Raw genomic sequence first — 20,986 nt, 5'->3', positions numbered from 1 at the left:
GATCTTATAAATGGTTAATGGCTTCTACTTCGGCTCGCGTATGTTTGTGTTTAAATATAATTACAAAAACTATTGCAATAACCAGTACATAAATGGTAAAAGACAACCAGATGTTGTGCCAGTCTTTTACATCCAAAGCGCGGCTTAAATCTCCATTTTGTAAAACACTTATCCCTTTATCATTTAAAAATTTAAGCAGGTGCACATTGTCTGCTTCGCTTTTAACATATTTTGATAATGAACCCATATTGCTGTAATAGGTGGTAAAATATTTATTAATCATCCATCCGGATACCAAGCTACCAAATACAGCACCAAAGCCATTGGTCATCATCATAAATAAACCTTGTGCTGATGATCGATTTTTAGGCGTAGTTGATGTTTCTACAAACAAAGAACCTGAAATATTAAAGAAATCGAAAGCCATACCATATACAATACATGAAGTAATTATCATCCATAAATTGGTAGAAGGATCGCCGAATGCAAACAAGCCAAAACGCAATACCCAGGCAAACATCGCGATTGCAATTACCCATTTAATCCCAAATCTTTTTAAGAAAAATGGAATTGCTAGAATAAACAATGTCTCAGAAATCTGGGAGATGGATAAAATAATTGTAGAATATTTAATTACAAATGATTCTGCAAAAACAGGAAAAAGTTTAAATTCATCTAAAAATACATCTCCATATGCATTGGTTAATTGCAAAGCCGCACCCAAAAACATCGAAAAGATAAAAAACAATGCCATTTTGTAATCAGAAAATAATTTAAAAGATTCTAATCCGAGTTTTTGTGCAAATGTTTTTTTCTCGCTAATTAAGTTAAGTGGCTTACATGCCGGAAGTGTAAATGAATATACACCTAAAAATAAGGCACTTATGCCGGCGATATAGAATTGATTTGCACTTGCTTTATTTCCTGTTAAATTGGTAAGCCACATGGCAGCAATAAAGCCTACTGTACCCCAAACGCGAATAGGAGGAAAATTCTTAACTACATCAAAATTACCATTTTTTAAGGTTGTATAGCTAATGGAATTGCTTAATGCTATGGTTGGCATATAGAAACACATGGCTACCAGCATTACCCAAAAGAAAGTATGCGGATTTTCTACCTGAGGCAAGTAGAACATGGTAGCAGCATATAGAATATGTAAAATGGCGTAAAGTTTTTCTGCGTTAATCCATTTATCGGCAAGAATACCGGTTATGGTTGGCATAAATAACGAAGCAATACCCATTGTAGAAAAGATGATTCCGAAATCTGCACCATCCCATTGTTTGGTTCCAAACCAGTAATTTGCAATCGTAATTAACCAGGCAGCCCACACAAAGAATTGCATGAAACTCATTATAGTTAAGCGAAACTTAACGTTCATAATAATAGTTTAGTTTGATTTATTGAAAGTAAAAGCTGAATATAGAACTATTTTGAATCATAATCCAAAATGAGCCCAAATTATTTTAAACAATTTGGGCTATTTTGAGATTTGGCTTTTTATTTAGTGATTTTTAGAAAAAATCTCATTGGATTTTGTAGAAAATGTCTTTTTTAGTCAGTTTAAGAAGTTCCGCGTTTGTTAAGTTCATCTCTTAGGCGTGCAGCTTTCTCATAAGCTTCATCAGCAATGGCTTCCTGTAATTTTTGCTGAAGTTCTTCTAAGGTAAGGTCACCGTAGCCTTGTTGTTTGGTAGAGGTTGGCAAACTATCGGCTTCAGGCTCTTTGGCAATAGAATCCATATTTTCGAGAAAAAGAAAGTCATTTCCTTCAATAACGATTCCGGCGGAAGCCAAAATAAATTCGTAGGTATAAATCATGGCATTAAAGCGAACTGCCAAAGCAATTGCATCAGATGTCCGGGCATCAACTTCATGTGTATTTTTACCATCGCTACAAATCAGTTTGGCATAAAACACACCATCAACGAGGTTGTAGATAATTATTTCCTGAATATTGATATGAAAAGTATCGGCCATAGATTTAAATAAATCATGTGTTAATGGCCTACTTGGAGTCATTTTCTCAATTTCTATAGCAATGGCCTGTGCTTCAAAGGCTCCAATGATGATTGGCAACCGGCGACGTCCATTTACTTCTCCTAAAACAAGGGCATAAGCACCAGATTGAGTCTGGCTGTAAGATAAACCTACAATATCTAATTTTACTTTTTTCATATCTGTTTTTCAAACCTCGCAGGTTTAATTCTGATGATAAGTCTCTTTTTCTAACTCATTGAAGGCTATCGCCATTTTAAAACTGCGAGATTTAAAGGTTTATTTTTATCCCTTATGCGCTTTTAATGCTTCAATTAATTTTGGTACAACTTCAAAAGCATCACCAACAATACCATAATCTGCCACTTTAAAGAAAGGTGCTTCCGGATCTTTATTGATCACTACAATAACTTTTGATGAACTTACACCCGCTAAATGCTGGATTGCTCCTGAAATACCAATGGCGATATACAAATTAGGACTGATTGAAATACCTGTTTGTCCTACGTGCTCTGAATGTGGTCTCCAATCAGCATCCGAAACTGGTTTTGAACAAGCGGTAGCTGCACCCAATAAACCTGCTAATTCTTCAATCATTCCCCAGTTTTCCGGTCCTTTAAGCCCTCTGCCTGCTGATACAACTAATTCTGCATCAGGTAACGATACCTTATCAGCTGCTCTTACAATATCTTTAATAACAGTACCCAGATCTGATTGTTTAATATCAGCTGTAAAGTTCTCTATTGTTGCATCAGTTGCATTTTCTTTAACGCCAAAAGCATTTGGGTTTAAGGCAATAACTTTATTTGCAGAGGTTAATTCAGTGATGGCAAATGCTTTACCTGAAAATGCGGTTTTCTTAACTGAAAATTTACCATCATTGCTAGGCAACTCAACTGCACCATCGGCTAAACCAGCTTTAAGTTTTACTGCAATGCGTGGAGCTAAACCTTTACCAGAAAATGAATTAGATAAAACAACGATATCAGCACCTTCTTTTTCAGCTGCTGAAGCAATAACACTTGCATACGCTTGATTTACAAAAGTTTTTAATTGCTCGGTACTTACATTTAAAACGTTTGATGCACCATATTTACCTAGTTCTTTTAATTCTGTTTCTGCAACATCACCAATAGAAATAGCGGTTAAATGAGTTGATTGCTGATCGGCAATGGCTTTGGCATAAGATACTGCTTCGAAAACAGATTTCTTAAATTTGCCCTCAGCTTGTTCTACATACACTAATACTGACATATATTTTATTCCCTAGATTCCCTTATATGGGAATTTACATTAAATTAATTCGATTAACTATCTCTTTTTTAACTGAAAACTCCGGGCTGCCAACTAAATTACCTTGGCTTCGCTGTGTAATAAGCTGACTAACTGTTCGGTTTGATCGGCAGCAATAAGCTTAACAGTTCCGCGTGGGGCAGGGGTTTCATACTTGGTTACCTTGGTTACTTCTTCTATAGAAACTGCTTCTACAACGTTTAAAGGTTTTGTTCTGGCACTCATGATTCCGCGCATATTCGGAATTTTTGGCTCCGCTACACCTTCTGCACAACTGGCAACAAATTTGCCAGAAACAGTTAAAACTTCTTTACCGCCTTCAATTTCTCTTTCTATTGTTGCAACATCACCATCAATTTCTAGTTTCTTAATGATTGAAACCGATGGAATGTCTAAGAATTCGCCAACCATAGCCGCAACCTGGTTACCATTATAATCAATAGATTCGCGACCAGTTAAAATCAGGTCAAAATCTTTATCTTTTGCGTATTCTGCAATTTGTTTCGCTACAAAATAAGCATCTCTAGGTACAGCATTTACCCTTACCGCATCATCGGCACCAATTGCGAGTGCCTTCCTGATGGTTGGATCGTTAGCCGCTTCGCCAACATTAATTACCGTTACCGTTCCCTTACCACCTTCAGTTAACTCAATTGCACGTGATAAAGCGATTTCATCGTATGGATTAACAATATATTGCACTCCTGACGTATTGAATTCGGTATTATCATTAGTAAAAGTTATTTTTGTCGTCGTGTCTGGCACGTTACTGATACAAACTAATATTTTCATATGTTAATAGTGGTTTTTATTGCTATGAACGATCTAGAACTGTAATTGTTTAGTTGTTGATCGGTTCATATATGATATCATTATTATATAAGGTCTTTCTGCAAATTTAATTAAAAAAGCAAGGAATTAAAATGTCATCCACCCGTTTAAGTAAGTTATTAGAATTTTTAGAGAGTGATCCTAACGATCCATTTATACTATATGCCTTAGCTACAGAGTATAACGCTCAAAATGATAAGGAAAAAGCCTATTCTTTTTACCTTCAGTTAACTGATAAACATCCAGATTATGTTGGAACTTACTATCATTTTGGCAAATTATTGGAAAAAGACGATCAAAAAGAGAAAGCAATTGAAATTTATCAAAAGGGAATGCAGGTAGCCAGAAATAAAAGAGATATGCATTCATTTTCAGAATTGCAGGGTGCATACAATTCTGCCACAGGATTGGATTACGAAGATGATTAATTCCATTTGCAGTTATCAATTTTCAGTTTGAACCCATGCAGACCAAACCCATTGCCGCTAAAAAACAGTGGCTGTTCATTAGAAACGTAGTCTTTTTTACCTTTACTTCTTTTGGCGGTGCGCAGGCCCATTTAGCCTTGTTGCATAAATATTTTGTTCATAACACTAAGTTTATTTCTGAGGAAGAACTTTTGGAACTTAATGCCCTTGCACAAGTACTGCCAGGGCCAGCCTCTACACAAACTTTGGTGGGTATAGCCTGGAAAGTAGGGAAACTGAAACTCGCCATTATTACTTTCCTCATCTGGATTTTACCTACTGCAGCTGTTATGACTTTTGCGGCCATAAGTTATGCATTGCTCGATCAGAAGCAAAAGTTTAATGATATTTTAGAATATATCCAGCCAATTGCATTGGGGATTGTGGCTTATGGTGCCTGGAAACTAGGCAAAAAGGTTTTATCATCCCAGGTTTCTATATTTTTAGCTATAGCCTCAGTTATTGCCACTTTGGTGTTAAGAAATGCTTATGTATTTCCATTATCCATATTAATCGGGGGTATGATTTCATCTGCCATAGAAACACCAAAAGAAGAAACGGAATTAAGGGTTAAACTTTTTTCAAACATCAACCCTAAAAAACTGATTTACTTTATTGGTGCCTTGTTGTTATTTGCTTTGGTGGGTGCAATTATTAACCGTACTTCTCCTTTCAGCTTACCTATCCGTTTGCTTGAAAATTTTTACCGTAACGGAATACTTGTTTTTGGAGGCGGACAAGTACTTGTACCATTGATGTTTACAGAGTTTGTAGAAATGAAACACTATTTGCCTTCATCAGGCTTTTTATCTGGTTTCGCACTGCAACAAGCTTTGCCTGGACCTACGTTTTCATTTACCAGCTATTTAGGGGCGTTGAGCATGAAAAATTTCGGTTATGGGATGTGGGGACAGATTTTAGGAGGATTAATTGGCGTAATCGGCATCAATTTACCTGGATTGATCCTCGTTTTGTTTATTGTTCCTTTTTGGGACGATCTTAAAAAGATTTCAAGAATCCGTCATAGTCTTTCGGGAATAAATGCAGTTAGTGTTGGTTTTATTATTGCTGCATTTGTATTGTTGTTAATCCCCATGGGCTTTAACTGGGTATTTTTAGGCATTATGCTGGCAACATTTTTATTGCTTAATTTCACTAAAGTAAGTCCGCCAATTATTGTACTTGCGGGAATTTTGATTGGGTATTTGTTTTAGTATTGCTTTTTAAATTACAATATAAATAATCAAGTAGCAGTTAAGGTTAATACAGTCCGCTGGCACCGCTTTTCCTATGAAAATAGTGTCATTTCGACCGTAGTGGAGAAATCTTTAAATTTGATTTTATAGTTTGCTTCAAAGATCTCTCCATTCCGTTGCACTCCAGTCGAGATGACGATCCTTAAATTAAAGACAGACCTTTTTGACAAAATGTTAGGTTGCGCGATATCGTCATTCCCAACACGATTGGGAATCGTAATGCATGCGCTTTAAGATTCCCGCCTACGCGGGAATGACGACCGTGCTAAAGGATTATATTTATGATAATTCGATTTTAATTGCTTGCTTCAAAGATCTCTCCATTCCGTTACACTTCAGTCGAGATGACGACCCTTAAATTAAAGACAGACCTTTTTGACAAAATGTTAGGTTGCGCGATATCGTCATTCCCAACTCGATTGGGAATCGTAATGCAAGCGCTTTAAGATTCCCGCCTANTAAAGACAGACCTTTTTGACAAAATGTTAGGTTGCGCGATATCGTCATTCCCAACTCGATTGGGAATCGTAATGCAAGCGCTTTAAGATTCCCGCCTATGCGGGAATGACGACCGTGCTAATGAATTCTATCTATGGTAATTCGATTTTAATTGTTTGCTTCAAAGATCTCTCCATTCCGTTACACTCCAGTCTAGATGACGATCCTTAAATTAAAGACAGACCTTTTTGACAAAATGTTAGGTTGCGCGATATCGTCATTCCCAACTCGATTGGGAATCGTAATGCAAGCGCTTTAAGATTCCCGCCTANTAAATTAAAGACAGACCTTTTTGACAAAATGTTAGGTTGCGCGATATCGTCATTCCCAACTCGATTGGGAATCGTAATGCAAGCGCTTTAAGATTCCCGCCTACGCGGGAATGACGACCGTGCTAATGGATTCAATCTATGGTAGCGTATTCTAAGACCTTTCCATAAATCGTCATTTCGACCGTAGTGGAGAAATCTTTAAATTTGATTTTATAGTTTTCTTCAAAGATCTCTCGATTCCGTTGCACTCCAGTCGAGATGACGATTCTTAAATTGTAGAATATATCGTTAAAGTTTATTGAAGGACAATAAAGCTGAAAACTTAGTAATTATTACTAAAAAGGTGGATCATCATCGCTATAATCGTCCATTTTTGAAGGACGGATAATTACGTTACTTTGTTTTTCAAAATCTTGAGATGGATACATACCTGCTGATGGATCTGCAGCAAATGAATTCGGCGGTGCATTAAAATCATCTTCCAAATCGACGAATTTCACAAATTTACCAACGAATTTAAGTGGTACAATTCCGGTTTCACCATTACGGTGTTTTGCAATAATAACTTCACCAATACCAGCCTGCGATCTTCCTTGTTCATCTTCGGTAATACCATAGTATTCGGGGCGGTAAAGAAACAATACCATATCCGCATCCTGCTCAATGGATCCCGATTCACGTAAATCGGATAACATTGGTCGTTTCCCTTGTAAACCTGGCCTGCTCTCAACCGCACGACTTAACTGCGATAGGGCCAATACAGGAACATCAAGTTCTTTCGCAACGGATTTTAATGCCCTCGAAATACTACCAATTTCCTGCTCACGGTTACCGCCACCTTTTCCTTCGCCTTTACCATGCATCAACTGCAAGTAATCGACAATTACAAGTTGTATATCGTATTGAGACTTTAATCTCCGGCATTTTGCCCTGAATTCGAATATATTTAGTGCAGGCGTATCATCAATTAATAGGGGAGCTTCGGTTAAACGGCCTATTTTACTGTGTAATTGCTGCCATTCCCACTCCTGTAAATTTCCTTTTCTGATTTTTTCCTGCTCAATTTCTGCTTCACCGGAAATTAAACGATTCACCAACTGTACAGATGACATCTCCAGTGAGAATACTACGGTTGGTTTAGCAAAATCTACGGTTGCATTTCTTGCACACGTTAGTACGAATGCTGTTTTTCCCATCGCCGGACGAGCTGCAATAATTACCAAATCCTGCTTTTGCCATCCACCGGTAATCCGATCCAACCCAGTAAAACCTGTTGGTACACCTGTTAAACCATCTGTTTTGGTACGAAGTTCTTCCAGGGTAGCTAAAGATTGCTTAATGATATCGTCCATCTTTTGTGTATCTCTACGCAAGTTATTCTGGGCAATTTCGAAAAGACCTTTTTCTGCCTGATCCAATAAATCAAAAATATCGGTTGTGTCTTCGTAGGCATTTGTGATAATTTCGGTTGAGATCCGAATTAACTCACGCTGAATATATTTCTGAGAAATAATACGGGCGTGAAACTCAATATTGGCTGCAGAGGCAACGCGGTTTGTTAAATTTGTAATGTAATAAGCACCACCAACAATTTCCAGCGAACCTAAGGTACGAAGCTCGGCTGTTACGGTCAAAATATCAACCGGTCTCGATTTCTGAAATAAAATATGGATCGCTTCAAAAATTTTTTGGTGGGCGATATTATAAAAAACTTCTGGTTTTAAAACGTCGATTACCGCCGAAAGGGCATCTTTTTCGAGCATTAATGCGCCTAAAACAGCTTCCTCAAGGTCTAAAGCCTGAGGTGGGATTTTACCCTGTGAACTAATCGTATTGCTTAATCTGCTTTTTCTAGCAGTCATACTGTTCTTTCCGCCTTGTTCATTATCGCTACTCATGCTACAAAAGTAATTAAATTTTGACGTGGTTGTTTGAATTAGTTACTAGGTGTTTGTTAACAAATTGAAGCATAATCAGATTAAATTTTATAGGATTTTAAAAATTCAGAGAATTTTTAAACAATTAAATGTTAATAAGGATGAATATAGATTAGGGCTAAAACATTTATTTGAATACTTTTGCCTAACAATTTCAAAACATGGATAATTTTAGAAGACCGCAACGCGCAAAAGAGAATAATGAGTTTGTATTTGGCATTAGAGCCGTAATAGAAGCCGTTAAAGCAGGAAGAGATATTGAAACAATTTATCAGCAACGCGGTCTGGGTGGTGAATTATTTTTAGAACTAAAGGCACTTTTAAAAGATACTTTAATCCCTTTAAATTCAGTTCCGATTGAGAAGCTGAACCGCATGTCACAAAAAAACCATCAAGGTGTAATTGCGGTAATTTCACCTATAACATATCAAAATATTGAAGATATTGTTCCTGCTGTTTTTGAAAAAGGAGAGGTACCCCTAATTTTGGTTTTAGATAGCGTAACAGATGTCCGTAATATGGGTGCAATTGCGCGCACCGCGGTCTGTGTTGGCGTTCATGCCATTGTTGTACCCTTAAAAAATGCTGCGCAAATTAATGCTGATGCCATCAAAACCTCGGCTGGTGCTTTATTCAGTATTCCAATCTGCAGACATGCCAATCTACATAAAACCTGTTTGTTTTTACAAGAAAGTGGTTTACAGATTGTTGCATGCACAGAAAAAACAAGCGACTTTATTTATGCTCCGGATTATACCATGCCAACCGCAATTGTGATGGGATCGGAAGATGAAGGGATATCAAACGATCTTTTAAGGGTGGCAGATCACTTGGCCAAAATACCAATGGCAGGTAAAATTGAGTCGTTAAATGTTTCTGTTGCTGCTGGTGTAATTTTATACGAAGCAGTTAGACAAAGAACTGTTTAATGAAAATAATACAGTTTTTTTTATAAAAAAAGGAAGATTCGTCTTCCTGAAAAATTTCATCCTACCAGAAAACTCGTCTTCCAGAAAAATTTCATCCCCCTAAAAAACTCGTCTTCCTGAACTTGTTTCAGGATCTTTTTAAAAAAAAATAATTTGAGATCTTAAAAAAATGGTCTAAAACAAAAATGGATGATTAAACAAGGTTTAATCATCCATTTTACTTTCTAAATTATTTGCATTATATAAACTTATTTCCAAATCTGGATTTAACTTCTGCAACAAATTCTTTAACTTTTTGCTCTTCATCGCGTGGACAAATCATCAGCATATTGTTATTTTCAACTACTATATAATCATGAAGCCCCTGGAGAATAACAAGTTTATCTTTTGGTACGTTTACCATGCAATTTGATGAATCGAACATAATTACCTGCTCTGATGGAATAACCGCATTACCAACATAATCTTTTTCGGCCATTTCATAAATAGATGCCCAGGTACCTAAATCAGACCAGCCAAAATCGGAAGGTAAAACGTAAACATTTTCTGCTTTTTCCATAATTCCAAAATCTATCGAAATATTTGTGCATTGGAAATAAGCATTATTGATGAATTCTTTTTCACCGGCATTATTTAATTCAGACCTACCAACATTAAATATTTCATACATATCAGGCAGGTGTTTTTCAAAAGCATTTAAAATTGATTTTGCCGACCAAATAAATATACCGGCATTCCATAGGAAATCACCACTCTGTAAAAATGATTTTGCCAGTTCAAGGTTTGGTTTTTCTGTAAAAGTTTTAACCTTATGCAGGTCGGTATCCGTATTGAGTACGTAATCGGTATGTTGTATGTAACCATAGCCAGTATCAGGACGATTTGGTTTAATCCCCAGCGTGATTAAACAATCGTTTTTAGATGCAGCCTCTAAAGATTGTTGAATAGATTCTACAAAACCGTCAATATTGGCAATAGTATGATCAGATGGTGCAACCACAATAGTGGCATTTGGATTTAACTCCGCAATTTTTAAACTACCGTAAGCCACACAAGGTGCTGTATTCCTCATTAAAGGTTCAGCCAGAATTTGATTATCTGTTAACTGGGGTAATTGCTCCTTAATTAGATCTGAATATATCTCGTTGGTAACAATAAATATGTTTTCAGGAGGGCAGATGTTCAAAAATCTTTCGTAGGTACTTTGAATCAGCGTTTTTCCAACACCAAAAAAGTCAATAAATTGTTTTGGGTATTCTGTTCTGCTTACTGGCCAAAAGCGGCTACCTACGCCGCCAGCCATAATTAATGCATAATAATTTTTGTTCATTTTTATTTTAAAAATTACACTATGCCTTCATTAAGGAGATCGTGTAAATGGATAATGCCAAAGTAAGTATTTTGTTCTAGAACTAACAACTGTGTAATGTTATTTTGTTTAATAATGTCTAATGCTTCAACTGCCAGGGCATCAAATTGTATGCTTTTTGGTGTTCTCCCCATTATATCTTGGGCTTTTAAATCAGAAATGGAATTATTGTTTTCCAACATTCTTCTAATATCGCCATCTGTAATTATGCCCAATACTTTATTTTCGTTATCAACAACAACCACAGCACCCAAACGGTTTTTACTAATTTCTATCAATACATCTTTTACCGGAGCAGAGGGGCTTATGGATGGTTTTTCGTTAGAAAGCGCTAAATCCCTTGCTTTTAAATAAAGTTTTTTACCCAATGATCCACCTGGATGAAATTTGGCAAAATCAGATTCGTTAAATTCCCTGCACTCAAGTAAGCAGATCGCCAATGCATCGCCCATGGCCAATTGTGCAGTAGTACTTGTAGTGGGGGCTAAATTATGCGGACAAGCTTCTTTTTCGAAAGATGTATTTAAAATTAGGTCAGCCTGTTCTGCTAAAAAAGAATTTAATTCGCCAACCATTCCAATTAAAAGATTATTGGCCGTTTTTAATAAGGGAACCAACACTTTAATTTCGGGCGTGTTTCCACTTTTAGATAGGCAAATAACAATATCATCCGTCTGGATCATTCCTAAATCACCATGAATGGCATCTGCAGCATGCATAAAAATTGCCGGTGTACCTGTAGAATTAAAGGTGGCCACAATTTTTTGTGCAATTATGGCACTTTTTCCAATGCCCGTAACAATTACCCGTCCTTTGCCATGTAAAATGCTCGATACGACTTTTTCAAAATCGTGATTAATATTCTTCGCAACATTTAATATTGCCGCTGCTTCAAGCTCTAAGGTGCTTACAGCCGATTGGATAATTGATTTTTTACTTTTCAAAGAGAAAATAATTGTCTGTTAATACTTGAAATTCTTGTAAAATTATGTTATTTTGGATACAAAAATAGCATCGCATATTTTATTACACAAAATGGACGTGAAAAAGTCGTTATTTGATAACCTACAAAATTTCTTCGGGTTTGATAATTTCAAGGGTGATCAGGAGTCGATCATTACAAATATTTTAGAAGGCAATAACACTTTTGTTATTATGCCAACAGGCGGAGGGAAGTCTATTTGCTATCAGTTGCCCGCTTTAATGAGCGAGGGAACGGCAATTGTAATTTCTCCGTTAATTGCATTGATGAAAAACCAGGTAGACCAATTAAGGGCTTTTGGTGGAAATGACAGTATTGCTCATTTTCTAAATTCATCTCTAAATAAATCTGAAATTACTCAAGTAAAATCTGATCTGTTAAGCGGACAGACTAAGTTATTGTATGTTGCGCCCGAATCTTTGGCGAAGCAAGACAATATTGAATTTTTAAATCTGATTAAAATCTCTTTCGTTGCTGTTGATGAAGCACATTGTATCTCTGAATGGGGACATGATTTTAGACCGGAATACCGTAAGATTAAACAAGTTATTGCTGGTTTAGGCAACAATATTCCAATTATTGCTTTAACCGCAACTGCCACACCAAAAGTGCAGCAGGATATCATGAAAAATCTTGGAATGACGGAAGCAACTTTGTTTAAATCTTCATTTAACAGGCCAAACCTGTTTTATGAAATCCGCCCGAAAAGAGATATTACTAAAGAAATCATAAAATATATTAAGTCTAATCCGGGAAAATCGGGTATTATTTATTGCTTGAGCCGTAAAAAGGTAGAGGAAGTTGCAGAAGCACTAAATCTTAACGGAATTAGTGCATTGCCCTATCACGCCGGCTTAGATCCAAAGGTGAGGGCAGAAACCCAAGACAGGTTCTTAATGGAGGATGCGGAGGTTATAGTAGCAACTATAGCCTTTGGTATGGGCATTGATAAACCAGATGTCCGTTTCGTTATTCACCATGATGTACCGAAAAGCATGGAAGGTTATTACCAGGAAACAGGTAGGGCAGGCCGTGATGGAGGCGAAGGTGTTTGTATTGCTTTTTACGCCCAAAAGGATGTAGATAAGCTGGCAAAGTTTATGAAAGATAAACCCGTTTCTGAACGCGAAATTGGCACACAAATATTAAAAGAAGTAATCGATTACGCCGAATCCGGCGTTTGCCGACGTAAGCAAATCCTTCATTATTTCGGTGAGAATTTTAACGAAACGGGCTGTAATTGCATGTGCGATAATTGCAAAAAGCCTAAAAAACAATTTGATGCAGAAAGTCAGTTATCAACCGTTTTAAAATTTATCGAAAAATCAGGCGAAAAGTTTGATGATGCTCACTTGCTTAACGTTTTCTTGGGTTTAGAAACCGCTCAAACCATTGCCTACGAACATAGTAAAATTCCTGAATTTGGAATTGGAAAAGAAGAAGGCGAACTGATGTGGAAATCAATTATCCGCCAGGCTGTTTTAAATAATTACCTGTATAAAGATATTGATAATTACGGCTTATTAAAGTTAACAAAGCAAGGCAGAGATTTTATCGTTAATCCTTACAGCCTTAAATTCATTTTAAATGAACCGATAGAAAGCGGCACAGATGATGATGATGACGATGTAAAACAAGGTACAGGTGCCTTGGATACGCATCTGCTCTCGTTACTTAAAGATCTGCGTAAAAAAATCGCCAAACAGAAAAGTGTACCCCCATTTGTGGTATTTCAAGATCCATCTTTAGAGGAGATGTGCACGCATTACCCAATTACGATGGAAGAACTTCGTCAGATTTCTGGTGTAGGTTCGGGAAAAGCGATGAAATTCGGCAATCCCTTTCTTGAATTAATCAAAAAATATGTTGAAGATAATGATATCGAACGTCCTATTGACCTGATTATTAAAACCCAGGCGAATAAATCGCAGATGAAAGTTTCCATAATCCAAAACATAGACAGACAAATTGGTTTGGAAGATATTGCAGATTCAAAGGGCATTACTTACGAAGAAATTCTGAAAGAAGTAGAGTCTATTGTAAACTCTGGCACAAAGCTTAACCTTAACTATTTTATCGATGAAGTAATTGATGACGATCGTCAGGATGAAGTTTTTGACTATTTCAGGGCTGCAGAAAGTGATTCTATTGATGAAGCACTTAATGAACTGGGTGAAACCGACTATACCCGTGAAGAAATTCAACTGATGCGGATAAAATTCATGTCAGAACTAGGAAATTAAAAATTAGATGAGAGACATGAGAAAAACTCAAATCTCTCATCTCAAATCGTAACTATGTTAAACTACTTAGATAAATTAAAAAATACAGATTCAGGAAATTTCTTTTTAATGGCAGGTCCATGCGCGATTGAAGGCGAAGACATTGCGATGAAAATTGCTGAAAAAATTATTACCATAACTGATAAACTTCAAATTCCATATATTTTTAAAGGCTCGTACCGTAAAGCAAACAGGAGTAAAGGAAGTTCTTTTACTGGCATTGGCGATGAAAAGGCTTTACGTATCCTGGAGCGTATAGGCAGAGAATTTGGCGTACCAACGGTAACTGATATCCACGAAAGTGGCGAGGCTGCAATGGCTGCTGCTTACGTAGACGTGTTGCAGATTCCTGCATTTTTATGTCGCCAAACAGATTTATTAATTGCTGCCGCAGAAACCGGAAAAGTGGTGAATGTTAAAAAAGGGCAATTTCTATCGGCAGGTTCGATGAAATTTGCTGTAGAAAAAGTAAAAGAAGCCGGAAACAATAAGATCATCTTAACAGATCGCGGCAATACTTTTGGTTACCAGGATTTAATTGTTGATTACCGTGGTTTACCAGAAATGCAAAGTTTTGGCGTTCCGGTAGTAATGGATTGTACCCATTCTTTACAGCAACCCAATCAAAGCAGCGGCGTTACAGGTGGCAAACCTGAATTGATATCTACCATTGCCAAAGCTGCGATTGCAGTAGGAGCGGATGGCTTATTTATCGAAACACACCCTGACCCTGCAAATGCAAAATCAGATGGGGCTAACATGTTGCATTTAGATTTACTGGAAGAAACATTAACCAAGCTGATCAGAATCAGACAAGCAATACTATAATTTTGAATAACTCCAAAGTGTTTCTCACAGCCGAATGGCGCAAACTTGCTTTGGCACAGTACGCTGTACCGCAAGAAATACTTTCAAAATACCTGCCTCCGAATACAGTACTCGACGATTGGCAAGGCAAATATTATGTCAGCTTAGTCGGGTTTATGTTTCTTGATGTTAAACTGCGTGGTTTTAATATCCCCTTTCATACCAATTTTGAAGAGGTGAATCTGAGGTTTTATGTAAAGTTTAAAGAGGGGAATATCTGGAAGCGTGGAGTGGTATTTATAAAAGAAATTGTGCCTAAACCTGCAATTACTTTTGTTGCCAATACACTTTATAAAGAAAATTACCAAACATTGCCAATGAAACATCTCTGGGTTGAACAAGAGCACCAGTTGGAGGTGAATTATTATTGGAAAAATAAAAATTGGCATAACTTTTCAGTCACGGCAGATCCGGAAGCAAAGGAAATTTTAATAGACAGTGAGGAAGAATTTATTACCGAACATTATTGGGGTTACACAAAAATCGGTTTAAACCGCACCTCTGAATATGGTGTTGAGCACCCACGCTGGGAAGCTTACCCGGTGAGAGATTATACCATCAATGTTGATTTTGGTATTAATTACGGAGCGGATTTTACTTTCCTCAACCAAGCAAAACCAGATTCTGTAATGCTGGCAGAAGGTTCGGAAATAAGGGTGTTAAAAGGGAAGAAGTTTTAAGATTGTAAACTTTTTTTTCTTACTTCTAAAAATTATAAGGGCATTTAGGAGCAAAATTATATTCTATGGTAATCTCCACGCCAATTTTTAATGGCTTTTTTTATTTCGTCGGAAGATAAATTTTCTGAAACAGCTCTATCTGTCAAAGCTAAAAACTCTTCATCACTTGCAAAACGTAAAGCTAAAATCTGACTCAATTTAATACTGCCGGGAAATGGTTTTTGAGCAAGGATAAAATAACGAAGACTTTCTTCAGCACGTATTGCCCTATCTTGTGCTTTTAAAGCAAATGTTCTCGCCATAATTGCAACGATGGTTATTAATAGAAATGCAAAGAAAATTAAACCCAAAAAAGGATTTTGAGTGGTTTTACACAAATAAAGTGTAAAAATTAAAGCTAAAAAAGCCAACGGTATTGTGAAGTAATGAAATAATGGATAAAACCTTTTATGATTTTTATAATCTTGAGACATTGTTATTTTAATTAATCTTTAATATGAGTTTTCTAGTAAGGTCTTGATGTCAATCTAATCAATCCGACTTGAAACCTTCAATTCTAATTTTAAATATGTTTGTTACATTTTAGTAATCACAAATGATGTTCTACGGTTGTTTTTTCTTCCAAGTTCAGTTTTATTGTCGGCAATTGGTTTACTGGCTCCAAAACCTTTAAACGTTAGCCTTTTTCCATCAATACTATTTTTAATAAGGTATTCGTAAACTGCATTTGCACGATTAAATGATAACTTTTCATTCAGCTTATCGTCTCCAACGTTATCAGTATGCCCTTGAATTTCAATTTGAACGTTTTCATTTTGATGTAGAAATTCAATCAACAAATCCAACTCACGTATAGAAGCTGGCAAAAGGTTAAATTTATTGGTATCGAAAAAGATGTTTCTTAAGGTAACATTACCACCCTGCTTAATTTTTTCGATGTAAACCTCTACCTGATAGGGTTTATTGATATCACCGGCCTTAAGTTCAAAATTTTCAGAATAGAACATGTAACCTTCAGCATTAACATTAAACAAATAATTACTGCCAACAGGCATTACAGCGAGAAATTGACCTGTTTCGGGATCAGTATAATCGTCGAAAACTGTTTTATTGGTTTTTAAGTCAACCACCTGTACGTTACTTTCAATCGTTTTTTTACTATCCTTATCCCTTACAATTCCTTTCACGTATGAAACTTTCATAGGCTTTGCCGCCTCAGGAATGCCAAAACTGTAAATATCCTGCATGCCAAATCCACCTTTTAAATTGGAAGAAAAAAGACCATAATTTCCATCAGCACTAACCACCAAACCGCTTTCATCTTCAAAAGAATTTATCGGATAACCCATATTGATAGGTTTTTGCCATTTGCCATCAATTTCCTGCCTGCTATAATAAATGTCTTTATTTCCGAAACCTGGCCAACCGTCAGACGAGAAATACAAGGTTCTGCCATCAGCATGCATAAATGGTGTATTTTCATCGAAAGCGGTATTGATATCCGGACCTAAATTAATTGCCGGTCCCCATTTGGCATCATCTGTAATGGTGCTTTTCCAAATATCATAACCTCCGGATCCGCCGGGCCTGTTGCTGATAAAATATAAAGTTCTTCCATCTGGACTGATTGCAGGTTGCGACTCCCAAAATTCGGAATTAATGGGTTTACCAACATTGTAAGGTTCGCCCCAGTCTTTTCCTTCACGATGTGAAACATAAATATCACATCGCCCTAAACCATCTGGACGGTTACAACCTGTAAAAAACAAATATTTTCCGTCAGGTGAAATTGTTTGTGCGCCTTCATTGTAACGTGTTGTATTTATTTTAGTAGATAAAGGGGTGGCAGTTTCCCATTTATTATTTTTGAGCTGAGCGGTCCAAAAATCTTCATTTCCATTTACCTGACGGGTAAATACCATTGTTTCTCCATCAGCTGTTAATGCAGGGAAATATTCTGCATCAGCCGTATTCACGCCTTCACCTAAATTTACAGGACTGTATTTTACAGGTTTTGCAATTGCAGGAAGTGCAAAATCGCAATCCAAAAGATATTTTTTTGATTTTTTCGCCCTTTCTGAAGAAGCATCCAACGATAAAAATTCTTCAAAATGTTGCTTTGCTTTTGTATAATCCTGCGTGGCAAATTCCATTTCAGCAAGGCCATAAATTACTGCGGGAGTTACAGATTTATTGATCAGAATTGCTTTTTCATAAGCAGCTTTAGCATCAGGATATTTCTTTTGTGCTTTTTGAACATTAGCAAGTGCAATGTAAGCGCCCTGAAATAACGGATCGGCATCAACCGCGCTTTTTAAAGCCATTTCTGCCGCTGCATAATCGAGTTTTTCAATCAGCGGACCTGCTTTTTCGAAAAAAGATTGTGCTTTTTTATTGGATGAGCTTTGCCCAAAGCAATAAAAGCTCATTATGCTAAAGATGAGGAAGAGACGAAATTTCATTACATTAACATTTGGTTATAAAGCTAATGTATTATTTTTAAGGAATATTTAAAAATTTATGCGTTTGTAAAGAAATTTCCCATTTAGGATTAGCCATTACGTATTCAATAATTAAAGGTGTGATTTCTTTTGATTTAGACCATTCGGGCTGAAGATAGAGTTTACAGGTAGGCGAAACCATTGCTGCATATTCTTCTGCCCATTTAAAATCACTTTTATTAAAAACGATCACCTTTAATTCGTGTGCAAAAGGCGTAATATCTGGTCTGGGTGCTTTAAATTTCTTTGGAGATAAGCAGATCCAGTCCCAATTGCCCGATAGCGGATAAGCTCCAGAAGTTTCTATAAAAGTTAAAATACCTCTTTCTTTTAATTTACTTGTCAAATAATCCAGATTGTAGATTAAAGGTTCACCACCAGTAATTACAACAGCTTTGCCCGGAAATTTATCTGCATTTTGCACAATAACATCTGATGGGGTAAGCGGATGCATCTCAGCATCCCAGCTTTCTTTAACATCGCACCAGTGGCAACCTACATCGCAGCCCCCTAAACGGATAAAATACGCTGCTTTACCAGTATTAAATCCTTCGCCTTGTATGGTGTAAAACTCTTCCATTAAAGGAAGTAATGTGCCGTCTTCTGGTATGTCTTGTTTCATTTTTGAGGATGCAAATATCTTAAAAAAATATGGTGAAGCAGTTTCTCTTTTGAAATTTAATGTAAAGATGAAATAAGAGTGATATTTATTTGCTGTATTTTAGCAACATGAAGTGGTTTAAGGCACTAAATAATAATCAGATTCCCCATCCGGAGACTATCAAAACCATTGAAGTTGCCGGGAAGCAGATCTGTCTGATTAATAATGAAAACAAGATTATTGCAACACAATCGCATTGCCCTCATGCAGGCGGTCATTTTAGTGGTGCTTGGTGCAAAAATGGAAACTTGGTTTGCCCGATCCATCGGTACGAGTACAGTTTAAGCACAGGAAGAGGTGCAGAAGGGCAAGGAGATTATATTAATATCTACCCAACAGAATTGCGCGAAGATGGATTATATATCGGTTTTGAAGAAAGCTGGTGGAGTAAACTGTGGGGATAAATATAAAAAGCTATTGCACATTTAATTAAACACTGAGCAACTAATTGAGTAAGAATCTTTTAAAAAAATCCTGACAATTTAAAACTTCTATTTCTGAAAAATAAAAATCCTTTATGTCTTCAGTTACAATACACATACTGCCAACTGTTTTAGCGGCATAATATTCTAAACCATCCTCAAAATCATGTATTGATTTATTCTTCAAGGTATTTGAAACCCCTTCAGAAGCGTTGGGAGCAATTTTAATATATCGGCAAAGTAAATCTATTTTCTGTTTTGCAAGTTGTGCATTGTGCTTCTTTTCTGCGAAATAAAATGCAATAGCCAAACAAAGCGGAGAGGTATATACTTCAAATTTTGGGTGAGATGCTAAACTTAAAATTCTGGAGGAGTAGGTATAAAGTGGATATTCCTTATTTAATACTGAAACTAAAACATTAGCATCTAAAAAGATCTTCATATGTTATTTCTTAGATGCAAAAAATTCATCTTTCGAATCCTGACGAGTTTTTTTTGGTGATTTTTTATACTCAACTTCACCTTCAGCAACCATACTTACCCAATCTGCAATAGGATAATCCTCTAAAGATTTGTATTCTTTGGCGGTTACCTGCGTTAATAAATGCTCTATTAAACGCGATAAACTAATGTTGTTATCGGCAGCATATTTTTTTGCCTTTGCTACAACATCCTGATCAAAACTTAAAGTTAATTTGGTATCCATATTATAATGTTCTTATTCAAATTTAAACATTCTACGTGATAATAAAAAATTTCATACGTAAAAAAAGCGGTTCAATTTATTGAACCGCTTTAATATTTTTATGGGCAATGGCTTTAACTTCAAGCCCTAATGATTCTAACTTAAGAATAGATCTCTTTCCTTGCAGATGCCAGTGTATTTTTCAATAAACCCACAATGGTCATCAAACCAACTCCTCCAGGAACAGGCGTAATGTAAGAAGCCTTAGGTGCAACGTTTTCGAAATCTACATCACCATATAACTTAAATCCAGATTTCGTTTCGGTAGAAGTTTCACGGTTAATGCCTACATCAATTATAATTGCCCCGGTTTTAACCATATCAGCAGTAACAAAATTCTTTTTACCAATAGCTGCAATCACAATATCAGCCTGAAGAATTTGCTCTTTCAAATCCTTTGTACGCGAGTGGGTGAGTGTTACCGTACAATTGCCGGGATTAGCATTACGAGCCATTAAAATACTCATTGGGCTACCTACAATATTACTTCTTCCCACTACAACACAATGCTTTCCGCTTGTATCAATACCATATTCTTGCAACATCAGTAAAATGCCATAGGGCGTTGCCGGAATAAAGCATGGAAGATTGCGCATCATCCTACCTAAATTTACAGGGTGGAAACCATCCACATCTTTTCGGTGATCGATCGTTTCGGTTACTTTCTCCGGATCAATATGTTTTGGCAAAGGCAATTGAACAATTAAGCCATCCACATCATCATCCTGATTAATTTCTTCAATTTTTGCCAGCAATTCTGCTTCAGTTACTGAATTATCATAGCGGTGCAATGAAGATTTAAAACCGACTTTTTCGCAGTTTTTCATTTTACTCGCTACGTAAGTTTCACTACCGCCGTCATTACCTACTAAAATGGCAACTAAGTGTGGTTTGCGGCCACTTTTATTCAAAAATTCTGCAGCTTCTTCTGCAATCTGAACTTTAACTTTTTCTGATACGTATTTACCGTCTAATAATACCACTAAATCCCCT

20 protein-coding genes are annotated in these 20,986 nt (G+C 36.5%); 7 read left to right on the top strand and 13 right to left on the bottom strand.

The genetic code is table 11. The features are described from left to right. Positions 1 to 4: 4 nt before the first annotated feature. The 4 genes from ASE74_RS21700 to ASE74_RS21685 all read right to left on the bottom strand — a co-directional run bounded on the left by ASE74_RS21700 (position 5) and on the right by ASE74_RS21685 (position 4,086). Positions 5 to 1,384, bottom strand: a complete 1,380-nt coding sequence (locus ASE74_RS21700) for a nucleoside permease (RefSeq protein ID WP_055913961.1) — start codon at positions 1,382 to 1,384, stop codon at positions 5 to 7. 182 nt (positions 1,385 to 1,566) lie between these two features. Beyond that, complete coding sequence (locus tag ASE74_RS21695; protein WP_055913958.1) at positions 1,567 to 2,181, bottom strand: bifunctional nuclease family protein; 615 nt, start codon at positions 2,179 to 2,181, stop codon at positions 1,567 to 1,569. A gap of 105 nt (positions 2,182 to 2,286) precedes the next feature. After that, entirely contained in the window at positions 2,287 to 3,255 is a 969-nt protein-coding gene (locus ASE74_RS21690) for an electron transfer flavoprotein subunit alpha/FixB family protein (RefSeq protein WP_055913955.1), read from the bottom strand. Positions 3,256 to 3,348: 93 nt separating this feature from the next. Further along, on the bottom strand, positions 3,349 to 4,086 hold the full coding sequence (locus tag ASE74_RS21685) for an electron transfer flavoprotein subunit beta/FixA family protein (protein ID WP_055913952.1): 738 nt from the start codon (positions 4,084 to 4,086) through the stop codon (positions 3,349 to 3,351). A gap of 131 nt (positions 4,087 to 4,217) precedes the next feature. Here ASE74_RS21685 and ASE74_RS21680 point away from each other — a divergent pair, with 131 nt between their 5' ends. After that, entirely contained in the window at positions 4,218 to 4,553 is a 336-nt protein-coding gene (locus ASE74_RS21680) for a hypothetical protein (RefSeq protein WP_055913949.1), read from the top strand. Between the two features lie 35 nt (positions 4,554 to 4,588). After that, positions 4,589 to 5,806, top strand: coding sequence for a chromate efflux transporter (gene chrA, locus ASE74_RS21675; RefSeq protein ID WP_055913946.1), 1,218 nt, complete (start codon positions 4,589 to 4,591; stop codon positions 5,804 to 5,806). A gap of 1,147 nt (positions 5,807 to 6,953) precedes the next feature. On the opposite strand, the gene dnaB is transcribed toward chrA, so the two are convergent. Further along, positions 6,954 to 8,516, bottom strand: a complete 1,563-nt coding sequence (gene dnaB / locus ASE74_RS21670) for a replicative DNA helicase (RefSeq protein ID WP_055913943.1) — start codon at positions 8,514 to 8,516, stop codon at positions 6,954 to 6,956. Positions 8,517 to 8,716: 200 nt separating this feature from the next. Between dnaB and rlmB the strand changes: the two genes are divergently transcribed. Further along, positions 8,717 to 9,484 (top strand): 23S rRNA (guanosine(2251)-2'-O)-methyltransferase RlmB, encoded by a 768-nt coding sequence (rlmB, locus tag ASE74_RS21665; RefSeq protein ID WP_055913941.1) that lies wholly within the window; start codon positions 8,717 to 8,719, stop codon positions 9,482 to 9,484. Between the two features lie 238 nt (positions 9,485 to 9,722). Here rlmB and ASE74_RS21660 read toward each other — a convergent pair whose 3' ends face one another. Beyond that, entirely contained in the window at positions 9,723 to 10,814 is a 1,092-nt protein-coding gene (locus ASE74_RS21660; RefSeq protein ID WP_055913938.1) for a mannose-1-phosphate guanylyltransferase, read from the bottom strand. A 14-nt stretch (positions 10,815 to 10,828) separates the two neighbouring features. Continuing rightward, positions 10,829 to 11,797 carry an SIS domain-containing protein gene (locus ASE74_RS21655; RefSeq protein WP_055913935.1) on the bottom strand — a complete coding sequence of 323 codons (969 nt, stop codon included), beginning with the start codon at positions 11,795 to 11,797 and terminating at the stop codon, positions 10,829 to 10,831. Positions 11,798 to 11,888: 91 nt separating this feature from the next. On the opposite strand from ASE74_RS21655, the gene recQ reads away from it, so the two are divergent. From recQ to ASE74_RS21640, 3 genes are read left to right on the top strand one after another with little or no spacing between them, the layout of a single operon-like run. Continuing rightward, positions 11,889 to 14,078 (top strand): DNA helicase RecQ, encoded by a 2,190-nt coding sequence (gene recQ / locus ASE74_RS21650; protein ID WP_055913931.1) that lies wholly within the window; start codon positions 11,889 to 11,891, stop codon positions 14,076 to 14,078. 54 nt (positions 14,079 to 14,132) lie between these two features. Then, the gene (gene kdsA, locus ASE74_RS21645) at positions 14,133 to 14,945 is read left to right on the top strand and encodes a 3-deoxy-8-phosphooctulonate synthase (protein WP_055913927.1); all 813 of its coding nucleotides are present in this window, start codon (positions 14,133 to 14,135) and stop codon (positions 14,943 to 14,945) included. Positions 14,946 to 14,947: 2 nt separating this feature from the next. Next, positions 14,948 to 15,664 (top strand): YqjF family protein, encoded by a 717-nt coding sequence (locus ASE74_RS21640; RefSeq protein WP_082458885.1) that lies wholly within the window; start codon positions 14,948 to 14,950, stop codon positions 15,662 to 15,664. Between the two features lie 56 nt (positions 15,665 to 15,720). On the opposite strand, the gene ASE74_RS21635 is transcribed toward ASE74_RS21640, so the two are convergent. The 3 genes from ASE74_RS21635 to ASE74_RS21625 form a co-directional block, all read right to left on the bottom strand. Beyond that, the gene (locus ASE74_RS21635; RefSeq protein ID WP_055913923.1) at positions 15,721 to 16,137 is read right to left on the bottom strand and encodes a DUF6526 family protein; all 417 of its coding nucleotides are present in this window, start codon (positions 16,135 to 16,137) and stop codon (positions 15,721 to 15,723) included. Between the two features lie 102 nt (positions 16,138 to 16,239). Beyond that, positions 16,240 to 18,093 carry an OmpA family protein gene (locus tag ASE74_RS21630; protein ID WP_235526195.1) on the bottom strand — a complete coding sequence of 618 codons (1,854 nt, stop codon included), beginning with the start codon at positions 18,091 to 18,093 and terminating at the stop codon, positions 16,240 to 16,242. Between the two features lie 70 nt (positions 18,094 to 18,163). Continuing rightward, positions 18,164 to 18,787, bottom strand: coding sequence for a 7-carboxy-7-deazaguanine synthase QueE (locus tag ASE74_RS21625; RefSeq protein WP_055913917.1), 624 nt, complete (start codon positions 18,785 to 18,787; stop codon positions 18,164 to 18,166). Between the two features lie 107 nt (positions 18,788 to 18,894). Between ASE74_RS21625 and ASE74_RS21620 the strand changes: the two genes are divergently transcribed. Next, the gene (locus ASE74_RS21620; RefSeq protein ID WP_055913915.1) at positions 18,895 to 19,230 is read left to right on the top strand and encodes a Rieske 2Fe-2S domain-containing protein; all 336 of its coding nucleotides are present in this window, start codon (positions 18,895 to 18,897) and stop codon (positions 19,228 to 19,230) included. Between the two features lie 40 nt (positions 19,231 to 19,270). Here ASE74_RS21620 and ASE74_RS21615 read toward each other — a convergent pair whose 3' ends face one another. From ASE74_RS21615 to ASE74_RS21605, 3 genes are all read right to left on the bottom strand, one after another. Continuing rightward, complete coding sequence (locus tag ASE74_RS21615) at positions 19,271 to 19,690, bottom strand: PIN domain-containing protein (protein WP_055913913.1); 420 nt, start codon at positions 19,688 to 19,690, stop codon at positions 19,271 to 19,273. Between the two features lie 3 nt (positions 19,691 to 19,693). Next, positions 19,694 to 19,954 (bottom strand): DUF6364 family protein, encoded by a 261-nt coding sequence (locus tag ASE74_RS21610; RefSeq protein ID WP_055913911.1) that lies wholly within the window; start codon positions 19,952 to 19,954, stop codon positions 19,694 to 19,696. A 140-nt stretch (positions 19,955 to 20,094) separates the two neighbouring features. Then, positions 20,095 to 20,976 (bottom strand): bifunctional 5,10-methylenetetrahydrofolate dehydrogenase/5,10-methenyltetrahydrofolate cyclohydrolase, encoded by an 882-nt coding sequence (locus tag ASE74_RS21605; RefSeq protein ID WP_055914034.1) that lies wholly within the window; start codon positions 20,974 to 20,976, stop codon positions 20,095 to 20,097. Positions 20,977 to 20,986 lie beyond the last annotated feature (10 nt).

This window comes from Pedobacter sp. Leaf216, assembly GCF_001421515.1.
Classification (GTDB): domain Bacteria; phylum Bacteroidota; class Bacteroidia; order Sphingobacteriales; family Sphingobacteriaceae; genus Pedobacter.
Note: the sequence above shows the minus strand (reverse complement) of the source record. Positions and strands in the feature narration are given on the sequence as shown.

Coding starts and splice junctions, on each gene's coding strand:
- ASE74_RS21695 (WP_055913958.1), bottom strand. CDS start 2,181: ATGAAAAAAGTAAAATTAGATATTGTAGGTTTATCTTACAGCCAGACT.
- ASE74_RS21700 (WP_055913961.1), bottom strand. CDS start 1,384: ATGAACGTTAAGTTTCGCTTAACTATAATGAGTTTCATGCAATTCTTT.
- ASE74_RS21680 (WP_055913949.1), top strand. CDS start 4,218: ATGTCATCCACCCGTTTAAGTAAGTTATTAGAATTTTTAGAGAGTGAT.
- recQ (WP_055913931.1), top strand. CDS start 11,889: ATGGACGTGAAAAAGTCGTTATTTGATAACCTACAAAATTTCTTCGGG.
- ASE74_RS21660 (WP_055913938.1), bottom strand. CDS start 10,814: ATGAACAAAAATTATTATGCATTAATTATGGCTGGCGGCGTAGGTAGC.
- kdsA (WP_055913927.1), top strand. CDS start 14,133: ATGTTAAACTACTTAGATAAATTAAAAAATACAGATTCAGGAAATTTC.
- ASE74_RS21620 (WP_055913915.1), top strand. CDS start 18,895: ATGAAGTGGTTTAAGGCACTAAATAATAATCAGATTCCCCATCCGGAG.
- ASE74_RS21630 (WP_235526195.1), bottom strand. CDS start 18,093: ATGAGCTTTTATTGCTTTGGGCAAAGCTCATCCAATAAAAAAGCACAA.
- rlmB (WP_055913941.1), top strand. CDS start 8,717: ATGGATAATTTTAGAAGACCGCAACGCGCAAAAGAGAATAATGAGTTT.
- ASE74_RS21690 (WP_055913955.1), bottom strand. CDS start 3,255: ATGTCAGTATTAGTGTATGTAGAACAAGCTGAGGGCAAATTTAAGAAA.
- ASE74_RS21685 (WP_055913952.1), bottom strand. CDS start 4,086: ATGAAAATATTAGTTTGTATCAGTAACGTGCCAGACACGACGACAAAA.
- dnaB (WP_055913943.1), bottom strand. CDS start 8,516: ATGAGTAGCGATAATGAACAAGGCGGAAAGAACAGTATGACTGCTAGA.
- chrA (WP_055913946.1), top strand. CDS start 4,589: ATGCAGACCAAACCCATTGCCGCTAAAAAACAGTGGCTGTTCATTAGA.
- ASE74_RS21610 (WP_055913911.1), bottom strand. CDS start 19,954: ATGGATACCAAATTAACTTTAAGTTTTGATCAGGATGTTGTAGCAAAG.
- ASE74_RS21615 (WP_055913913.1), bottom strand. CDS start 19,690: ATGAAGATCTTTTTAGATGCTAATGTTTTAGTTTCAGTATTAAATAAG.
- ASE74_RS21625 (WP_055913917.1), bottom strand. CDS start 18,787: ATGAAACAAGACATACCAGAAGACGGCACATTACTTCCTTTAATGGAA.
- ASE74_RS21635 (WP_055913923.1), bottom strand. CDS start 16,137: ATGTCTCAAGATTATAAAAATCATAAAAGGTTTTATCCATTATTTCAT.